The 18284-nt window shown below is 56.9% G+C and carries 13 protein-coding genes; 6 read left to right on the top strand and 7 right to left on the bottom strand.

The features are described from left to right. Both SH661x_RS04035 and SH661x_RS04030 read right to left on the bottom strand, forming a co-directional pair. Window positions 1–3165, bottom strand: coding sequence for an AAA family ATPase (locus SH661x_RS04035; RefSeq protein WP_437228260.1), 3165 nt, complete (start codon window positions 3163–3165; stop codon window positions 1–3). 98 nt (window positions 3166–3263) lie between these two features. Continuing rightward, window positions 3264–4571 (bottom strand): metallophosphoesterase family protein, encoded by a 1308-nt coding sequence (locus SH661x_RS04030; protein WP_437228258.1) that lies wholly within the window; start codon window positions 4569–4571, stop codon window positions 3264–3266. 405 nt (window positions 4572–4976) lie between these two features. Here SH661x_RS04030 and purE point away from each other — a divergent pair, with 405 nt between their 5' ends. The 3 genes from purE to SH661x_RS04015 all read left to right on the top strand — a co-directional run bounded on the left by purE (window position 4977) and on the right by SH661x_RS04015 (window position 8253). After that, complete coding sequence (gene purE, locus SH661x_RS04025; RefSeq protein ID WP_437228256.1) at window positions 4977–5474, top strand: 5-(carboxyamino)imidazole ribonucleotide mutase; 498 nt, start codon at window positions 4977–4979, stop codon at window positions 5472–5474. Between the two features lie 181 nt (window positions 5475–5655). Next, window positions 5656–6795, top strand: a complete 1140-nt coding sequence (locus SH661x_RS04020) for a 5-(carboxyamino)imidazole ribonucleotide synthase (protein WP_437228254.1) — start codon at window positions 5656–5658, stop codon at window positions 6793–6795. Between the two features lie 153 nt (window positions 6796–6948). Beyond that, on the top strand, window positions 6949–8253 hold the full coding sequence (locus SH661x_RS04015; protein ID WP_437228252.1) for a hypothetical protein: 1305 nt from the start codon (window positions 6949–6951) through the stop codon (window positions 8251–8253). Window positions 8254–8394: 141 nt separating this feature from the next. Here SH661x_RS04015 and SH661x_RS04010 read toward each other — a convergent pair whose 3' ends face one another. The 5 genes from SH661x_RS04010 to SH661x_RS03990 form a co-directional block, all read right to left on the bottom strand. After that, entirely contained in the window at window positions 8395–9147 is a 753-nt protein-coding gene (locus SH661x_RS04010) for a carboxypeptidase regulatory-like domain-containing protein (RefSeq protein ID WP_437228250.1), read from the bottom strand. Window positions 9148–9321: 174 nt separating this feature from the next. Next, window positions 9322–10029, bottom strand: coding sequence for a hypothetical protein (locus SH661x_RS04005; protein WP_437228248.1), 708 nt, complete (start codon window positions 10027–10029; stop codon window positions 9322–9324). A 57-nt stretch (window positions 10030–10086) separates the two neighbouring features. Then, complete coding sequence (locus SH661x_RS04000; protein ID WP_437228246.1) at window positions 10087–10857, bottom strand: BON domain-containing protein; 771 nt, start codon at window positions 10855–10857, stop codon at window positions 10087–10089. Between the two features lie 114 nt (window positions 10858–10971). Continuing rightward, window positions 10972–11904 (bottom strand): hypothetical protein, encoded by a 933-nt coding sequence (locus tag SH661x_RS03995; protein ID WP_437228244.1) that lies wholly within the window; start codon window positions 11902–11904, stop codon window positions 10972–10974. A 38-nt stretch (window positions 11905–11942) separates the two neighbouring features. Further along, on the bottom strand, window positions 11943–15707 hold the full coding sequence (locus SH661x_RS03990; protein ID WP_437228242.1) for a secretin N-terminal domain-containing protein: 3765 nt from the start codon (window positions 15705–15707) through the stop codon (window positions 11943–11945). Between the two features lie 841 nt (window positions 15708–16548). Between SH661x_RS03990 and SH661x_RS03985 the strand changes: the two genes are divergently transcribed. The 3 genes from SH661x_RS03985 to infC all read left to right on the top strand — a co-directional run bounded on the left by SH661x_RS03985 (window position 16549) and on the right by infC (window position 18234). Beyond that, window positions 16549–16854: an RNA recognition motif domain-containing protein gene (locus SH661x_RS03985; RefSeq protein ID WP_437228240.1), complete on the top strand. Its 306-nt coding sequence runs from the start codon at window positions 16549–16551 to the stop codon at window positions 16852–16854. Between the two features lie 534 nt (window positions 16855–17388). Further along, complete coding sequence (locus SH661x_RS03980; protein ID WP_437228238.1) at window positions 17389–17586, top strand: cold-shock protein; 198 nt, start codon at window positions 17389–17391, stop codon at window positions 17584–17586. An 87-nt stretch (window positions 17587–17673) separates the two neighbouring features. Beyond that, window positions 17674–18234 (top strand): translation initiation factor IF-3, encoded by a 561-nt coding sequence (infC, locus tag SH661x_RS03975; protein ID WP_437231166.1) that lies wholly within the window; start codon window positions 17674–17676, stop codon window positions 18232–18234. Window positions 18235–18284: the final 50 nt, after the last annotated feature.

Raw genomic sequence — 18284 nt, 5'->3', positions numbered from 1 at the left:
TTACCGCTGGAGTTGTGCTTCGGCTCGTAATGCCGGCAGCCAGATCGGTTCGTGCCCCTGTTGCTGGAAGATCTGTGCGAAGTGCAGATGGCAGGTAAGTAACAGAATCTGCTGTCCCTGCTGGGCCACTTCCATCAACGTGTGTGCTGCCGCTTCTGTCCGTGTCTGATCGAAGTTGACAGTGACGTCGTCCAGCACCATCGGCAGTTCAATTCCCTTGCGTGCAAAGTCTCGAATCATGGCGAGTCGGACCGACAGGAAGACCTGCTCACGGGTCCCGCTGCTGAGATGTTCCACACGCAGCGACTGATTCTGATCGTCGTCGACAAACAGGGCCTTTTCGCCCAACCGGGTCCAGATGCGGTGATACTTCCCGCAGGTGAACTGCTTGAGATACGAGGAGGCTGCCTGCAGCATCTGCGGTTGACGGTCCTGCTCGATCCGCCGCCGCAGTCGATCGACCACTTTGTCTGCCAGACGTGTGGCAGCCCAGTTCTCGGTCGCCTGCTGCAGGGCATGTACAATCTGCTCGCGATCGAACCGCAGAGAGGTCAGCGTGCGATCTTCTTCGATGGCGTGAAGCTGCCGACGCAGGTTGTCGAGCGAGGCTGTCGTGGTCTGGATCGCTCCTTCCAGCTGCTTTTGTTCATGACGGATTTTCTCGATCGCTGAGCTGTTGAGATCGGCGTCATAGCGAATGAGATCATCTTCGACGATCGCCAGATCCGAATCAGCATCGACCAGCTTCTGGATTTCCTGACGAACTTCCTTCAGCTGGAATTCGACGGTATTACGTTCGTCAATCGCAGCGAGCTTGGCGATAATCTCCCCGCGTTCGCCAACCCCCAGCCGCTTGAGCAAAGCGGTCCGATCCCGCCGAAGCCGTTCGACCTGATTGACGAGTTCAGCGGATTGATGACGTTTTTCCTTCGCCGACTGCTTCAGGCGCAGCCGTTCGCGGCGACGTTCCCCCTGCAACTTCAATTCTCTGTCCCAGTTGGCGAGCGCTTCGTACAGGTCCCCCAGCTTGAACGTCCGCTCTTCGAGCTTTCCGGCCAGATCGCGGATCTGATGATGGTACGCTTCGAGTTCCTGACGTTGATAGAGTTCTTTCTCGCTTCGTGAATTCCTTGCAAGGAGCAGGTCGCGCGCCTGCGCGACGAGCTGGCACTGTTCAAAGGCCTCGGAGACTTTGAGTGTCTCGGTGAGTCCGACGCGCCGCAGGGCTTCCGTCCAGTCCCGGCGGGCCCGTCCCAATTGACGTTGACGATCCTGAAGGTTGAGCCGCATCTGGCTGAGACGGCGTCGGAGTGAATCGATCCTCAGTCCCATCGGCTCGTGCTGGTCGAGTTCCACCAACTGCTGTCGCAGCTGTTTGATCTGCTCTTCTTCCGACACGGGAGCAGCAACGGCATCGGGATGCCCCGGAGGTCCGATCGGTCCCTGATGTTCCCGGCGGATGACTCGCTCAATCGCCTGTTCAACACGATGCAGTTCGTGTTCGAGTGCTTCTCGTTCCGCACCACTTTCAGGCGGTTCGAAGTCGACCGTTTCGAAGTATTCCTTCATCGCCCAGAAGGTGGACATCGCTGCCACACCCAGGAACGTGAAACAGCCCCCGACGATCCACGCGGTTTTGCCGCCGGAAACGATCCCCGTGTATCCACGCATGGCAGCGTAGATCCCGGAGAACAGCAACGCGATTCCGGCAAACGTGAAGAAGGACAGAATCACCCAGAAGAACGGAGGCAGGTCGCGAATGACCATCTTCGGCCCGAGATCTCGATTGAAGAAATCGAGTGTCTTCTTCAAGTGATCCCGACGCGTTCGCAGGCTGCGGAGTTCCTCGAGTTCATGCAGACGCCGCTGCAGCGACTTGCGAGCCTCTCCGATCGACTGATCGCCCAGTTCCTTCGTATGACTCTTCCACTCAGCCTGCAGTTTTTTCAGCACGCCCGTGAGATGTTTGTAGCGCTTCAGCAGACGAGCCCGGGAGCGGACGGAATGGCGATAGGCATTCGATTGCTGAGTCAATCGGCGCCAGGTTTCGCCGGTCACTTCCGTCTGTTCCAGACGTCGTACATCCCATCGGCCGTCCAGCTTGCCCAGCAGTTCCTGAACCGCGCGGTCACGGGGATCGGCAACCCCGCTCGACGACTGCAGGCTCCGATCGAGTCCCTGCATCACGCGGGAGCGTTCGAACAGCGACTGAATCTGGCAGGCATGTTCTTCAAGTTCAGGTCGATTGGGAATCGCTTCCGCATCCGCCTGATGCTGCTTGGCCTCAGCGATCAGTGTTTTACGGCGATCATCAATCTCGGACAGCTGCAGTTCCAGCTGGTCGAACTGATTCAGAATCTCACGATCGATATCATCCTGCGGCAAGAGAGCCAGCTGCTTCTGAAGTTCCCGTTCCTTCTTCCACGGGCCCCAGATGCGGGTGAGAAACTGCCGTCCGCGCAGTTCATCCTGCAGCATCGACTGCCGGTCGCGGTGCGACGCCAGTTCATCTTCCAGGTCGTGCAGGTTCCCTTGCAGCCGAGTATATTTCTCCGCAGCAGGTCCGTGACGCGAGAGTTCTTTATCGATCGCTGCGAGCTTCGTCACGTGCGTGAACAAGCTCCCTTCGCGGGGCTTCGAACCGATGATCCGGTTTTCGTCTTCTGCAAATCCCGCATGCGCACGGAAGATCTGTTCCCCTTCCGGCCCCAGCGAGAGTCCGTAGATATGCCGGGAGACGTCATCTCCGTTGAGAGTCGCCAGCTGCTGCAGTTCATTCAGCCCGATGGCGAAGATGTTCTGAAACATCGCTTCGGGGGTATTGCCGACGATATTCCGCAGCACCGGATCATCGTCCTTGACGAAGCGTCCGTTGATCTCCAGGCGTCCCCGGGTTCCTGGCTGTGACGTTCTGCGAATACGGTAATCCTGTCCCTGATGATGCAGCCGGAGCGTGCCGGAGCATTCCACGGGTTCGGAGTTGGGACCGGCTGAACGTTCATCCTGCGGAAGGAACCCGTAAAGCACCCCGCGAATGAATCGCATCAGGGTCGACTTCCCGGCTTCGTTCGGGCCGTACAGCACCGTCACGCCGCGATGATTGAACGGAAATGTGACATCTTGCCACACTCCGAAGCGGTCGATTTCTAGATCTCGAAGCTGCATCTGCATCCGTCCTTGGAGGAGGGGTCAGTTGTCAGAGGACAGTCGGGAGGAAGTTTCTGATCTCCGCCTCCGGGCCTCTGTTCCCTCTTGAACCACGTCTATTCCAACCATTGCCCTGCCAGCGTCTGAGCCCGCCGAATCAGACTTTTCCGTGACAGGTGCTGCACCGCTTCACGAATGAAGCGGGCGTCGTTCTGTTTCATCCAGTCGAGTTCCAGCAGTTCGCGACGAACTTCTTCAATCAGGGCGTCAGGGCCCTCATTCAAGATGATCTGGAAGTCGTTCAACAGTCCACTTCCGGCAGCTGCCCCTGCCTTCTGCTGTCTGGGTTCGGAAGACTTTCGACTCCCCCGTTCCAGACGATGAACACGGCGAATCGCCCGCTCGCCGGTCATTTCCGCTTCAAGCTGCTTCCACAGCTCAGCCTGAGCTGCTGGCTCGCTCAGACTGTCCAGCAGCTTGCCCTCACCGGAGACTCGCCACGTGACAATCCAGAGCCGCTCGTCATTGTCCGGCACCTGCTCCAGCATCGTCAGCGCCATCTTCTCGACCAGATCGCGCTGATTGGTGTGAGACTCCAGATGCAAAGGAATGTCTTCCCAGCGAATGGGAGCGACCGCCACAGCATCAATGCTGACTTCGCCAGTCGAATCGACGTTGACGACGCTGCATCCGCGTGAACCGCAAACCTCATTCGACAGTGATTGCGCACAGCCGGGATCATGCGCGATCCCCGACTTCAGGTATTCCGTGAGCGGAAAACCTTCACCCAGGGCAATGTAGTCCGTTTTGTGTTCGATGGCTGTTTTCAGAAGTGTTGCAGCCGCTGTCCCGCCGTCGTGATGTTCCAGCGCGACCGGTTCGCCCCCTTCCCAGCGAACAGGGGTGCCCGTTCCGACCAGTCCAATCCGAAACGGGGTCTGATGACGTTGAAACGCGGCCGGACCCGCAGCACTCCATTTCGATTCATCTGAATGGGCGGTGGCCACCACATAAATGGAAGCCAGCACCTTCTGATCACTCATGACCGCGACCGGTTCGTGATCTTCATCATTGAGCAGGGTCACGTTCGGCGGGAGATGCAGACTTCGCTTCCACGCGGAAAGTGGATCGAGCGGCCCGGGGACGACAAAGACCGAAATGTCGTGAGCCGCCAGTTTTTCAAAGCCTTTTTCCAGTGCCACCCGCGCGCGGAGGCTGTTGGTTTTGGCATTGAACGAGTTGCCAGTGAGCAGCAGGAATTCGACCTGTGCCCCGATGCAGGTGTCGACGATTCCATTCCACGCCCGAAATGTCGCATCTTCGGCCAGAGCACGGTCCTCCGCAGAGAGTGGACCGATGCCAACGAGATGTTCATCCAGACACAAGCACGTGGCGTGGACGAACCGAAATCCATGTCGAGACATATCGCAGGAATCCTTTCCTGATCTTCATCCTGGCATCGCCAAAGATGGATCTTCAACCTTAAGCCGCTCCGGCGACTCCCCGCAGTCTACCGATCCTGTCAAAATGGGAAAAGACCATTTTGTAAATGCTGCAAAACCTGCCCAGAATTCAAAAATTCATTTCAGAATCGAGGTTCGGAGGGAGAGGAACCACGGAAGACACGGAAAGCACGGAATGGAACCGCGAATTGAGCGAATTCGGCGAATGAATTGGAATTCGCTCAATTCGCCTGATTCGCGGTTTAACCCCTTCTGACAATGGTTCAAAAACTCCTTCCCGCCCCCTCCTGATGAATCTTCACCCGGATTCCTCTAATCTGAGGCGGTATCTAAAGAAGTGCGACGTGCGGAAGATGGAGAACCGAAATGAGTCAAAGCTCGCCCCTGGTTGGCGTGATTATGGGGAGCAAGTCCGACTGGGAAACCATGAAGGCTGCTGCCGAAATCCTGACGCAGTTCGGAATTCCGCACGAATGCCGGGTCGTTTCGGCACATCGCACCCCCGACTGGATGGCGGAATACGCCCGGACCGCCGAATCGCGAGGACTGGAAGTCATCATTGCCGGGGCCGGCGGGGCAGCACACCTCCCCGGCATGGTCGCAGGCCATACGGTCCTTCCCGTATTGGGAGTCCCGGTGCAGAGCAAGGCCCTGCAGGGTCTCGATTCCCTTCTCTCCATCGTGCAGATGCCCGGGGGAATTCCTGTCGGCACACTCGCCATCGGGGCAGCGGGAAGCAAAAATGCCGGTCTGCTCGCTGTCCGCATTCTGGCGAATTCCCGACCGGAACTCCGTGCAAAGCTCCACGAGTTTCATCAGAAGCAGACCGCTGACGTGCTGGAAGACTCTGAATGCAACTGGTGAGGAGTACTCAGCTGTCAGCATTCAGCAACCAGCAGATTGCTGACGGCGGGAATGATCCATGGGCGCACGACGTCCAGACCGAATCCGCGACATCACCCACTCCGCCACTTTGACTCGAATTCACGCAACGTTACCAACGACACAATCCTGACTGCTAATCGCTGATCGCTGAGAACTGAAAATGACGCAGGCAATTCTTCCCGGATCCACGCTGGGAGTACTGGGAAGCGGACAACTGGGACGGATGTTCGCGATGGCTGCCCGCCGTTTGGGTTACGGCGTGCAGGTCTACTCTCCCGACGGCTATTCCCCCGCCGGGCAGATCGCAGACCGAGAGTGGACCGGAAGCTGGGAAGATCTCCCCCGCCTGAAGGAGTTCGCCCAGCGGGTCCAGGTCGTCACCCTCGAGTTCGAAAATGTTCCCGTCGAAACTCTGCGGACACTCGAACAGCTTGTCCCGGTTCGTCCCGGGCCGGCTGTGCTCGAAGCTGCCCAGAACCGTTTGCGGGAGAAGACCGCACTCCGCAGCTTTGGACTTCCGACCGCCGACTTTACCGCCATCAATTCACTTTCCGAGCTAAAAGCAGCATTGAAGAAGACAGGCGGCAAAGGGATTCTCAAGACCGCCAGTTGGGGTTACGACGGGAAGGGCCAACAGCTGCTGGACGGCTCGCAGGATCTGGAATCGGTCTGGGAAGAGTTCGACGGGGCCGAGGCGATCCTCGAGAGTCTGGTCGACTTCGAGTTTGAACTCTCTGTCATCGCGGTGCGGAATCCAGCAGGGGAGATCGTCTGTTACGACCCGATCCTGAACCGGCATCAGCACCACATTCTGGATGTCTCGATCGCAGCTGCTCCGGAAATTTCAGAAGCCATTGCTCAGGAAGCGAAAGAGATTGCTGTCACCGTAATGCAGTCACTCGACGTCATCGGAGTGCTGTGCGTCGAGTTGTTCCTGACCAGAGACGGCAAGCTGTTGATCAATGAAATCGCTCCCCGGCCGCACAACTCCGGCCACCTGACGATCGATGCCCATGCGACCTCTCAGTTCGAACAGCAGGTCCGGGCGATCTGCGGACTCCCGCTGGGCTCAACGGCATTGAGACAGCCCGCTGCGATGGCCAACCTGCTGGGGGACCTGTGGCCCGAGAAAGGCCAGCCGAACTGGGCGGCTGCGTTGAAACGCCCGGGGGTGAAGCTGCACCTGTATGGCAAGACAGAAGCCCGCCCCGGCCGGAAGATGGGCCACCTCACCTGTGTGGCCGAAGACTCAAAAATCGCCGAAGCCGCCGCCCGACTGGCACGGGAAGAGCTGCGCTAAGCGACGCAGCGGCAGCTACCAGCGGTCAGAACACAGCACTCAGCTATCAGCAACCAGCGTTAACTGACTGAGATTGCGATGAGCAAAGCAGGGTAGTGAAATATCATTTCGTGCACCGAACTGTTTGTGAGACTTCTCCAGGGGAATAACTCAATGCACGAAGAATCAAAGGCTCGACTTAAAGAATCGATTCAAAATTGCCTACCTATTCTTCAATCACAACTAGGCAACTTCACTGGTCGCTACCGATCGTGGAAGAAAAAAGGAGTTGGACACTGGGAAGCAGCAACAAGAATAGACACAGACCTACATCAACTATTTCGTTCAACAAAAAGTCAGATCAGAGCGACAGAAGTTGGCTTTGTCGAATCATTTATTCATCGCCACCCAGAATACAATGGTTCGGTTGGTTTTCGGGGAAGCGGTCAGAATTGGGGAAAAACTCACGGGGACTTTGTAGTTAATTGCCTGTGGCACATATGGAACAAACATCGTACCTTCGAAGTCGACGAGAACGTCGTAGATGCTGTCGTCCAAGAGGCCTCAAATTTTATCGTCAACAAGACGGTCCATGTACAGTTTCATGCCCAACTGATCAATCTCCAGATGGAGTGCAATTCGATTGAGTTCCCTCCGAACCTGAGGATTCGAAGACTAAATGAAGATGAGATCTCACGTTATCATGGTGGTCCAATTGAAACGCTCGGCTTCTTCCGTCCCCAAACTGCTGGCCCCTACGAGTTCGTATTGGAAGGCCACCTGGAAGAAGAGATAATCCTCGGAGGAACTCATGAAGCTGGTGAAACAATGTTACAACGCGCCAGCTCACTGCTCGAAAACACTCTTCTTTGCCTCCGCACCTTTAAGGAAGGTCTTGTCGGTTATGACTGTATATTTTTTTCCGCAACAAGCTTCTGTCCACTTGCCTTAGGCATCGCAGGGCGAGGCGTCTACATCCCATGTGGAACCTATTCTCTCAGCTCAGCAGAGATTGACCCTCTACTCGCACATGCCCGGTTGATATCGGGCAACAATGAAAAGCAAATGCGGATGGCTTGTTTTCGTCTTGCCGATGCTGAGAATAGAATAAAACCCGAAGACAAGATCATTGACGCAGTAATTGGCCTAGAGTCTCTACTACTGGTCGGATCAAAGGCGGAGCTAAGTTTCCGCTTCTCCTTAAACTACTCGATGCTCTTCAGTGAACCTGAGGAACGACGAAGAGCGTTCAAGGTCGCGCACGATCTTTACAATCTGAGAAGCGCGATCGCACACGGTGCTCATCAAGAAAAGGACAAAACAACTGTAGGTGGCGATACGATTCCGCTAGAGGTCGCCGGAAGAATTGCCACTGCGACCCTTCGCAAAGTCATCAGCTACTTCCTTCCACATGCTGATTCGCCGTACAAGAATTCAGATTTTTGGCAACGCAAGTACTTCGGATTTCCAAATATTTAGGAACGCCGGCACCTCGATGGACACCACCTGCTCCACCTCCTCAAAATCAGATCGACTCGAGTTCGTCGAACACCGCTGCCAGCACTCAGCTATCAGCAGCCGGATGATTCTGGCTGCTGAACGCTGAAAGCTGTCCGCTCACTACTTCTGGAAGCTGGCCAGCGGAACTTTCTTCACGGGGACGGTTGTCGTCTCGCCCGCTTTGACTTTCACAACAAGTTTCTTGTCGATGTTGCCTGCTTTGGAGTTCCACACGCGGAATTCGTGGGTTCCTTCCGGCAGGTTGTCGATCTTGAACTTGCCGTCCTTATCGGTCACGGCAGCGTAGGGATGGTCGAGAACGAGCCAGTAAGCGCCCATCCAGGGGTGGATGTCGCACTGGACTTTCACCGGGTTGCGTTCTGCGATCGCCATCTTCACCGGGGTTCCGGTCTGATCGTTCGGCTGAACGATGAAGTTCTGGGCGGTGTTCGAGAACGGGTTGGTGTGCAGGTTGTGAGCGACAGCATCGCTGGACTTGCAGACCACGTCCTGATCTGTGCGGACGATCAGGCAGTGTGGCAGGAAGTTACAGCCCAGCTGATCGAAGACCACTTCCTTTTCAGCGCTGGCTTTGAGATCAGGATGAATCTTCGATGGAGCCTTCGGCAGATAGACGAAGACGTTGGCGATCCCCTTGGTTTCAGGATCGAAGGCCATGGAGTCATCAGGGACTCCGTCTTTGGCGCAGACAGCTGCATCTTTGACGGTGGTGTCCCCTTTTTTGACCAGAAACTGAGGGGCCGGAACATCCCCATCGAGGATGATCTGCCCTTCCACAGAACCCCAGCCATCAGCGAGAACCGGGGAACAGATCCCCAGCAGGATCGCGAGAGAGAAGCCAAAACGGATCATCGAAAATCCCTTCCTCTAAACAATCAAGGTTGCAGTTTCAATCTGTCAGGAACGACAGGTGGTTGCGGTGCGCAAACCCGCTGGCGCGGGACACACCATATCCTATGCAATCCGGCAAGCAGGGGCGACTGCAGGGGCGGAATTTCTCGAAACCGCCGTCAGCTTTGCTCAATCTCAGGGATTCTGAAAACTGGACAGAGGAATTTCCCGCGGCGGCAGCTGAGTGGTTTCGTCTGCTTTGATCGAAACATTCCACTTCTTGTCGATGCTCCCGGCCCGCTCGTGCCAGACCCGGAACTCGTGCTCGCCTGCAGGGAGATCTTTGATTGTGAACTTCCCGGTTTTGTCAGTGACGGCGGCGTAAGGATGATCCACCACCAGCCAGTATGCACTCATCCACGGATGAATGTCGCACTGCACTTTGACGGGGTTCCGTTCTGCGATGGGCATTTGAACAGGAACTCCCACCTGGTCGTTGACCTGTACCAGCAAGTTCACCGGCGTATTTGCGAATGGGTGGGTGTGAACGTTGTGAACAGCCCCATCCGATGACTTGCAGAGGACGGTCTGATCCGTGCGGACGATCAGACAATGGGGGTCAAACCGGCACCATTGCTGGTTGAAGTCCAAGGATTCTTCCTGACTGTTCTTCAGATCCGGATGAATTTCGTCCGGCGTTTTGACAAGCTGGATGAAGATGTTGGCGATGCCACGGTTTTCCGGATCGAACGTCAGGCTGTCATCGGGAGCCGGACCCGGGCCGCAACCTCCACCCGGCGCAAACACCTTGATCAATGGAGGGACTTGAGGCACGTCTCCATCCAGAACGAACTGCCCTTGAAGAGATCCCCAGCCATCTGCGTTCGCGCATGGCGTCAGCATGAGAAGTAGCATTGACGCTGCGATCATTCCACGCATGACGGCCCTCGTTGAGTCGAATTACGGAGTGACCTTCAGGTCGTTCTGCACGTTGCGGACGCCCGGTTCCAAGCGAGTCAGAATTTCCATCATCCGGCGATCATCTTCATTCGCGACGGTGCCAGTCAAAGTGACCAGCCCGTTGCTGTCCGCTGTCATCGAGACTCCATCCGCGCGAGAGCCCAGCGCAGGCAGTCCTTCCAGTCGTGTCTGCAGCGTGGCCACGAGATTGTCGTTCAGATCACTCGGAGGCACGAACCCGAGTTGAACCTGCGGCCGCATGAGTGTTCTCGGGGTGTTTGTATTCGTATTGGCGTTCTGACTGTTTCGGTTCTGAAACTGAGAGAACTGCTGGGCGGCACTGTTGATTCTCTGCTGGGAGGCGTTCTGACTTCCGACGAATCGACCGGCCGTATCGCCTCGCCCGACGAACCCGCTGGTGCCGATGGTCGCTCCGAGTGAACCGTCACCGGCGTTGAGGTTTGATTGAGTCAGGGTCGACGTGCCGCCGAGCATTCCGCTGCCCCCGCTGCTGGATCCCCCGGACATTCCACCGCCGGAACCGCCAAAGGCCCCGCCCCCTCCACCGAGGGAAGAACCGCCGCCGCTGCCGGAGGCGAACATGCCGCTGCCACTGGTGCGATTCCCGCCACCCGCGTTGGATGAAGCAGTATTGGCGAGGGCACCGGACGAACCGAATAGAGACTGTGCCGAGGCGACGGACGTCTGGAAGAGACCCGCCACAACAGTCAGTGACAATAGTATTCGCACCACGTCAGCTTCTCCTGCCATCGGCCCCATGCCGACACATTAAGATTGTCCACGGATTGAACCCCGCAGCAACCGGATCAGGTCGCTTTTTCACTGTTTTTACAGATTCTCATCGGCCGCGCAGCCGCCTCATCATCAGTCATCCGCGAGCGGATGTGTCGATGCGGGAGCAGGTTGCGGTGACTCGGCGGCTTTTGCGGGCTCCGCAACTTCCGTCGCGTCTGTTTTCTCTGCAACCTTCTTTTCCGGGGCCGGTTCAGACACTTCCTGCAAGGGATGCAGCTTCAGCGGAGCGGATCGCTGCACTTCAGTTTCCCCAGATCCTGAATCCGGGAGAGTCGCGGTCGCGGGGCTCACCTTGGCAATTTCTGTCAGGGTATTGCGGAGGCGACGTTTGTCTTCGCTGTTGGACTGGACGGAAACTTCCTGCACAGCATCTGCCAGAGTGACCTGCCCCGGGCCCTCGTGCTGGACGGTCTGACCGGCAGTCAGCAACAGGTCCGAAATCATCCTCGCGTCAGAGGTGGCTGCATCCTGGACCGGCTGATTCGGTTTGCGAGCGACCGTTCCTGGGAGCGTGACGGTCGCCATCTTGGAATAGACGCTGCTCCCTTCATCGGGAGAGTAACGGACGCGGAGAGTGCAGTTGGCCACCATGTCCCCTTTGCGGGTGTAGGGGATGAACAGCTGATAGGCCGTCCCCAGATTGGTCTGCGTCAGGAAACTCTGGAACGCTGTGGAATCGAAGTCGAACTGATGAATCGGCTTCTGCTGCTCTTCTTCGGTTCCCTGATCATCGAAGACGTAAATCCGCACTTTTCCGTCGACACGGACAGGGACTTTTTCCCCCATCGCAAAGAACAGGATCTGCCCGGCGAATCCTCGGGTCGGCAGGCCGTCCATGCCTGTTCCTTCCCCCGGCTGCCAGACACAGATGATTTCGACGACAGGATGTTCGGCAGTCGCCATCGGCGCGGTCGACAGCTTCGCCTGATGCCACATCTGACAGCCTGAAGAAGCCATCAGCAGCAGAAGCAGAGCGAATGAGAATTTTTGAGAGCGTTCCATGGTGCGGGTTCCTGTCCGCAGTCGTCGAGTCATATTCATCATGGGGTCGTCACCTCACCCAGACGTGTCACAGCGGGTTGTTTCGTACTGACATTCAAGGGTTTGACCCCTGAAGTCGGGTTGATCGTATTTGGAACCGGTGCCGGAGGGAGCGGCGGGGGGCCTTGAGGATTGCCAGACCGCGGAGCCGGAAGGCTCGAGGGCGAAGTGGCATCCACCGGAGGAAGGCTGTCCAGAGGGTAGGTCATATCAGGCGGAACACCGAAGATCGGTCCGTGCAGCGATTCCACGTCGTCCTGGAAGAAGTGCAGTCGACCAGCTTCGATCTGCTTGATCTGCTCCATATCCGCATCGCCATGCACAATGCGAGGGGTCAGGAAGATCAGCAGTTCGGTGCGCCGGAACTGGAAGGAGTCATAGCGGAAGAGCTTCCCGACCATGGGGAGATCTCCCAGCCAGGGAATTTTGCGTTCTTCAGCCTGATCGTTCTTGGTGATCATCCCGCCGACCACGATTGTCTGCCCATCCGGAACCTTCACAGTCGTACGGGCGGTCGTGATGTCTTTGACGGGAGCATAGACGATGTTCCCGTTCCCGTCGTTAGCGATGGCGACACCACTGTTTAGATCGGGATAGGCACTCTTTTCAGCAGCGACTTCCATGACGATCTGTCCTTCAGGACTGATGCGAGGACTGACGGTCAAAATGATCCCCGCGGGATCTCGCAGCACGTTCACCTGAGACAGACCGGTGCTGCTCAAAGTTGTTCCATCGGGAACCGGCACCACCTGTCCCACCTGAATCTGAGCCTGCTGATTATCCAGAGCGAGCACCTGAGGACGGCTGAGAACCCGCAGGGTGCGGCGGGCCGCCAGGGCACGAATCAGGACGCTCACCGCGTCGGAGCTGGCCGAGAGAACAAGGCCACCGTATCCGAGTTCATTACTCGTTCGTCCCATCGCAAAGTTACTCAGGCCCTGGGCACCGACAGTCTGCGGATTGCTGGCACTGTTGTTGTTCCCCAGCGGCTGATTATTGAAGTTGAAGCCCGGCGTGGCGGACTGCGAAACAATGTTTGTGGTCTGCACGTTTCCGACCCCCGGAACAGCGGTAGTGGTCGTGGTCGTCACAAGGTCTGCAATTGCGCTGCGGGCGAAGAGAACCGGGTCCTGGAAACCGAGTTCCACCCCGAATTCATCCACGTTATCCAGCACCACTTCCACCATCATCGCCTGAATCACCACCTGGGCCGGCTCGGCATCCAGACGCTTGGCAATCTCTTCCAGCTGTTTGAAGTAGGTCGGGGTTGCACTGATCAACAGGCTGTTGGTGATCGGTTCAGCGGTGACAATGATTTCCTGTTCCAGCAGCTGGCTGGTGCTGATGCGATCAGGATCGATCGTCGCCAGCTCCCGCTGGGCTGCGAGGAATTCATTGATAGCAGCAGCGACATCGGCAACCGGGCTGTTGCGAAGCTTGATCACTGTGGTCTGACGATTGCGGGCGTTGTTCGTGTCGAGCTTGTAGAGAATGGCTTCCACAATTCGCAGAGCGTCTGCTCCCCCAATGGCGACCACACTATTCGTACGGGCATCGGTCGAGAAACGGAGAGGAATCAGGCTGCTGCCGCTTCCCTGGGTTCCCAGCAGCTCCATCCCCAAGGAATTGCCTTGGCTCCCCTGCCCCGCATTCTGGCTTTGAGAGGCGTTGAACAACTGATCGAGCAACGCCACGGCATTAACGGCGTCGGCATTCTTGAGAGTGAAGACTTTAATCTCCGCCAGAGCGCTGCTGGGCCGGTCGAGCATCCGGATCAGTTCTTCCACCAGCGGCATGCTTTGTTCAGAAGCGGTGACCAGCAGGCTGTTGGTGCGAGGATCAGCATTGAATCGAATTTCATTCAGCAGGCCGGAGCGGATCAGTTCCTGTCCCCCTTCCGCAAGGAACTCGAGGACAGTGGCGCGTGCCTGCTGAGTCGCTGTGTTCGTGCCGACCTGCTGTTGCTGCTGCTGGCCGGTCGTTGAGGTCATCATGCGAGGCGGATTCAGAGCACTCTGCAGAGCGTTATTGAGGAACGCTGCGAGATCTTCCGCACCGGCACTCTTCAGCGGAAAAATCCGCATCCGGCTGGTGGAAGCTGCCTGCTCGTTGTCGAGCCCCTTGATGAATTCGGCAATCTCCGACATGTCCCGCGGATTGGCCTGAACGACCACGCTGTTCGTGCGTGGGTCGGCGGCCGTCTTCAGACGAGTTCCCAGGCCGACGGGCGGCTGTGTGTAGAACGAGGTGAGCATCTCGACCACCGAACTGGCGACCGCATGCTTGAGTCGAAAGATCTGAACTTCGTGAGTTGGATCGATCGCCTGATCGAGTTCATCCGCCAGCTGCAGAACCGCTTCAATGGCATTGGAGGAAGCGAGAATCAGAACCGCATTGGGAGTCACAACAGGCACCACTCGCACTGCCACCTGACTTTGCTGCGCGTTGTTCGCCCGCAGTTCAGTCATGCGGGTGTAGACGTCATTGAGCAGCTGGGCCATCGACTGGGAATCGACAAAGCGCAGTCGCAGCAGGTGAACTTCCGGCAGACTTCCCATGGCCATCTGTTCAATAGCCCGGATCACCTGCATGACCGATTCGACGTCCTTTTCATTGCCTCGCAGAATCAGGAGGTCGAGATCGTTCAGGGACTCAATGGCGACATCCCCTTTGAGGTTACCTAGCAGAGCGGGAAGTCCGCCGCTGGCGATGCCGCCTGCTGCAGGTTCGTTCCCGGCGGGTGGAGCCGGTGGAGCAATGGGAGCAGCGTCGCTGGGGACAAGGTCGTTCGTCTCCTCCAGCAGCGGTTTGGCAGCGGGATTGCCTTCTTCCCGGACCTGTGCGATCAGAGAGAGAGGCTGGACGAGCTTGCGTCCGGTATCTGCGGTCGTGCCGTTCCCGGCCATCAGCTTTGGAAGTGTTTCGTTCCCCAGCGGATTCAGGTCAACTTTCTGAATCAGTTGTTTGAGGCCCGCCTGCACGGGTTCTTCCGCAGTGAGAATCAGTTCATTGTTGTTGGTATCGATTTCCAGGACGAACAAGGGCAGCTTGGCCTCGACGGCATCCTCCTTGAAGTGTTCGACGACAAATGCAGGGAGGCCGTGCGGACCGGAGTTCTCCAGGCGGGATCGCTGCTTGAAGGTCTGATGAATCTGCTTGGCGATCTCCAGAGCGGGGCGGCTGGTCGGCTTGATCGTGCTGGAAGAGACAACAGGGGCCGGGCGGGATTCCGCAGCTTCATGATTCACCCGTTGAATGGCCCGGGCGTTCGTGCTGGCGTCTGAGGAGAGCTCGACCGGAGCTTCCATCGACGATGCAGGCTTGCGGTTGGGCTGAACGGTATGACGTTCGTATTCCGGCTGCTTGCGTTCGATCGAAATGACCTCCAGCTTTTCATTGTTCTCGACGAGTCGAAATCCGGCTTTCTCCAGATCCCGGTTGAGAATTCGGACAGCGTCTTCGCGGCTGTGCTTGCCGAAATCGGTTCGACTGAAAACTCCGGGAGGTTCCACCGGCATCACCAAGGTGGAATGAGTGTCGTCGGCGACTTTCTGCAGGACTTCCGGCCAGGGCTTCCGGAGAAAACTGAGGTGGCACTCCGGGGAGGCTTTCGTGCCAGTGGTCGGCGCTGCTTTCCCGGTTTTCCCGGAGGCACTCCGAGCTGGGTCTGCGGCACGCAGTGATGTCCCACACGGAAGAACCATGGGAATGATCGCCAGAAAGGCCATCAGGCGGCTGATTCTCATCCACCGGACGCGAGTCATGGGAGCCGTCACTTTCACTGCATAAGGACCGACCGGCAAGTCCATTCTGTTGGACCGACCGGATGTGGGTTTAAGGTTCGCATCTCCGGGGTCGCGAGAGCTGACAGGGGTCAGATGTGGTCGACACCGAAAACTTGAACCAAAATTCGAATGGGCCGGTACATTTGTCGGTTTCGCCGGATCTTGGCTAGACGATTCGCCTGTTTCGCGGCTGAAGTTGCAGATTTGGACGAATTCGCACGACTCAATGGCGAGATCTGCCGAACGGAGCAGTTCGCCAGCGAGGAAGTGTGAGACGGGAATGACCTACGAAATTTGCCGTATTTCCCAAAAAAAGGAGAATCGGTCTCGTCAGACTTCGAAAGCTTCGATATATTTTCGTTGAAGGTCATCATTCCTCTTGTGTTACGGCGCAACGCTCTGCCGGTCAGAAGAGTGGATGATTCAAGGTGACAATGCTTTTCAAGCGTCGCCTGGACCGGGAGGCTGATTTCAGAGAGACGCAATGACGCGTCGGGGAAGTCAGCTCAAAAGAAACAGTTGGGAAGAAGTCATTTGCGGACCCAGTTCGAGAGGCTCTATCAGCCCCTCTCGCCGATCATCAGATTGCTTTATGCATCGTTGTTTCCTGCTTCCAAAGCAGTCGAAAACACGACAACTCCGGACTCAAGTTCATGGGTCCTGATTCCCGTTTCCGCACTCCCGCCTGTCTGCAGCTGGGCGTATTTGCAAACGATCCCGTGTGGGATTTTCGGCCGCCGCAACAACTGGATCAGAAGCCTCCCCGTTTGGTCTCGAGGCGATCCCTGAAGCAAAGAAAACATTGGAAGAAGGTTTTTGAGTGACAAGTATTTATGTTGGAAATCTTTCGTTCAAGGCGACGGAGGCCGATGTGCGGTCCGCTTTTGAACGGTTCGGACGAGTGTCCGGCGTACAGATGATGATGGATCAGGTGACAGGTCGTTCGAAAGGGTTTGCCTTTGTCCGCATGGGCAGCCTGGATGACGCAGACGAAGCAATGACCCGGCTGAATGGAACTCAACTCCAGGGCCGGAAGTTAATCGTCAACGAAGCAAAAGGACGCAGCGAACTCAGGTCCGCATCGGCACCGAGTGCACTGGCCCGGGCCCGCTGGGACCTGATGTAAGAAACAGAACCATCCGTCCGGGAGACCGCACGGTGGGCCTTCGGGATGATCCCGGAAACTGAAGGGCCTCGCTCACAGCGAAGTTCTCAAAAAGGTGATCGGCAGCCAGATCGTGGTTGTACATCACACCAACCATATTATATTAAGCAACCCCGATGAGTTGGGGCCGAGCAGATTGAAGGAAACAGAACAGGGAGTCGAGAGCGCAAAGTCGGGATCGAGTCAGAAATGACTTGTCCCCAGTCCTTTCGATTCCGTGTTGATGAAGCCACCAAAAGCCGGTCGTTCGCCGGATTTTGTGGGACGTGTCAGATTCCCTCGAGGAAATCCGACATGTTACGAGCAGAGAGGCCGACACTGTGAAACGCGCTTTTTCGGGTCCGTTTCATGATGTCTCCTCAAACACCACACAATGTCGCTGAGTTGATTTAAACCACGTCAGTCCTGTGGCCCACTGCTCCAGGTGCTTTCCCGGCATCCTTTTGTGTTGAAAGGGTGTATGGAAGGCGAGGAATTTTTTTTAGGATTGCAGCAATGCCACAGGGTAAGATCAAGAAACTGACGGACAAGGGCTTTGGCTTCATCGAAGGCGATCGGGGCGACCTGTTCTTCCACCACTCCTCGGTGAAGGGCACCAGCTACGATAACCTGTACGAAGGCCAGACTGTGGAATACACCGTCGGCCAGGGCAAAAAAGGCCCCTGTGCAAACGACGTCCAGGTCGTAAACTAATTGAACTCGTGAATGCGGTTGAGCCGTCTTGATTCCTCGAGGCGGCTCAACCCTTTCTTCCTCGACCATTTTGAAAAGGAGAAAAACATCAGACGGCCGCAACCGGTTGCCCGCACCCAGTCGAACCTGCCCCGCATGAACGAACGCATCCGCATTACCCCCATCCGCGTGGTGAGTGCCGACGGCGAAATGCTCGGGGAAATGGAAACACCCGTCGCCCTGCAGATGGCGATGGATGCCGGCCTGGACCTTGTCGAAGTCAGTCCTGACTCCAAGCCTCCAGTCTGCCGCATCATGGACTTTGGAAAAGCCCAGTACGAGAAACAACGAAAATCTGTCGGACCAAAACAGCACAAGAGCCAGCTCAAGCAGATCCGCCTGGGCGCCAAGACCGGTCAGCATGACATCCAGGTCAAAGTGGACAAGGCTCGTGAGTTTCTGGCCCGCAAGGATAAAGTCAAAGTCAACGTCGTGTTCCGTGGACGTGAAAACGCCCACCACGACCGCGGCCGCGATCTCCTGCAGGAAATCATCAACATGCTCGCCGACGTCGCCACCGTCGAGCAGCCTCCCCGCATGGAAAGCGGCCGGGCCATGTCCATGTTGCTGATGCCTGGCGGAACCAAGCCCGGCGTGCCCCCGTCATAACGGATCGCGTTGAGTCGAAATTGAGTTCGAGCCGCACTCGATGGTGCGGC

The organism is Planctomicrobium stercoris (assembly GCF_051465655.1).
Lineage (GTDB): Bacteria > Planctomycetota > Planctomycetia > Planctomycetales > Planctomycetaceae > Planctomicrobium.
The sequence above is the reverse complement of the archived record's forward strand: the minus strand, read 5'-3'. Positions and strand labels throughout refer to the sequence as shown.

Coding starts and splice junctions, on each gene's coding strand:
- SH661x_RS04020 (WP_437228254.1), top strand. CDS start 5,656: ATGACGCAGGCAATTCTTCCCGGATCCACGCTGGGAGTACTGGGAAGC.
- SH661x_RS04010 (WP_437228250.1), bottom strand. CDS start 9,147: ATGATCCGTTTTGGCTTCTCTCTCGCGATCCTGCTGGGGATCTGTTCC.
- SH661x_RS04000 (WP_437228246.1), bottom strand. CDS start 10,857: ATGGCAGGAGAAGCTGACGTGGTGCGAATACTATTGTCACTGACTGTT.
- SH661x_RS04005 (WP_437228248.1), bottom strand. CDS start 10,029: ATGCTGACGCCATGCGCGAACGCAGATGGCTGGGGATCTCTTCAAGGG.
- SH661x_RS04030 (WP_437228258.1), bottom strand. CDS start 4,571: ATGTCTCGACATGGATTTCGGTTCGTCCACGCCACGTGCTTGTGTCTG.
- SH661x_RS04015 (WP_437228252.1), top strand. CDS start 6,949: ATGCACGAAGAATCAAAGGCTCGACTTAAAGAATCGATTCAAAATTGC.
- SH661x_RS03995 (WP_437228244.1), bottom strand. CDS start 11,904: ATGGAACGCTCTCAAAAATTCTCATTCGCTCTGCTTCTGCTGCTGATG.
- purE (WP_437228256.1), top strand. CDS start 4,977: ATGAGTCAAAGCTCGCCCCTGGTTGGCGTGATTATGGGGAGCAAGTCC.
- SH661x_RS04035 (WP_437228260.1), bottom strand. CDS start 3,165: ATGCAGCTTCGAGATCTAGAAATCGACCGCTTCGGAGTGTGGCAAGAT.
- SH661x_RS03990 (WP_437228242.1), bottom strand. CDS start 15,707: ATGACTCGCGTCCGGTGGATGAGAATCAGCCGCCTGATGGCCTTTCTG.
- SH661x_RS03980 (WP_437228238.1), top strand. CDS start 17,389: ATGCCACAGGGTAAGATCAAGAAACTGACGGACAAGGGCTTTGGCTTC.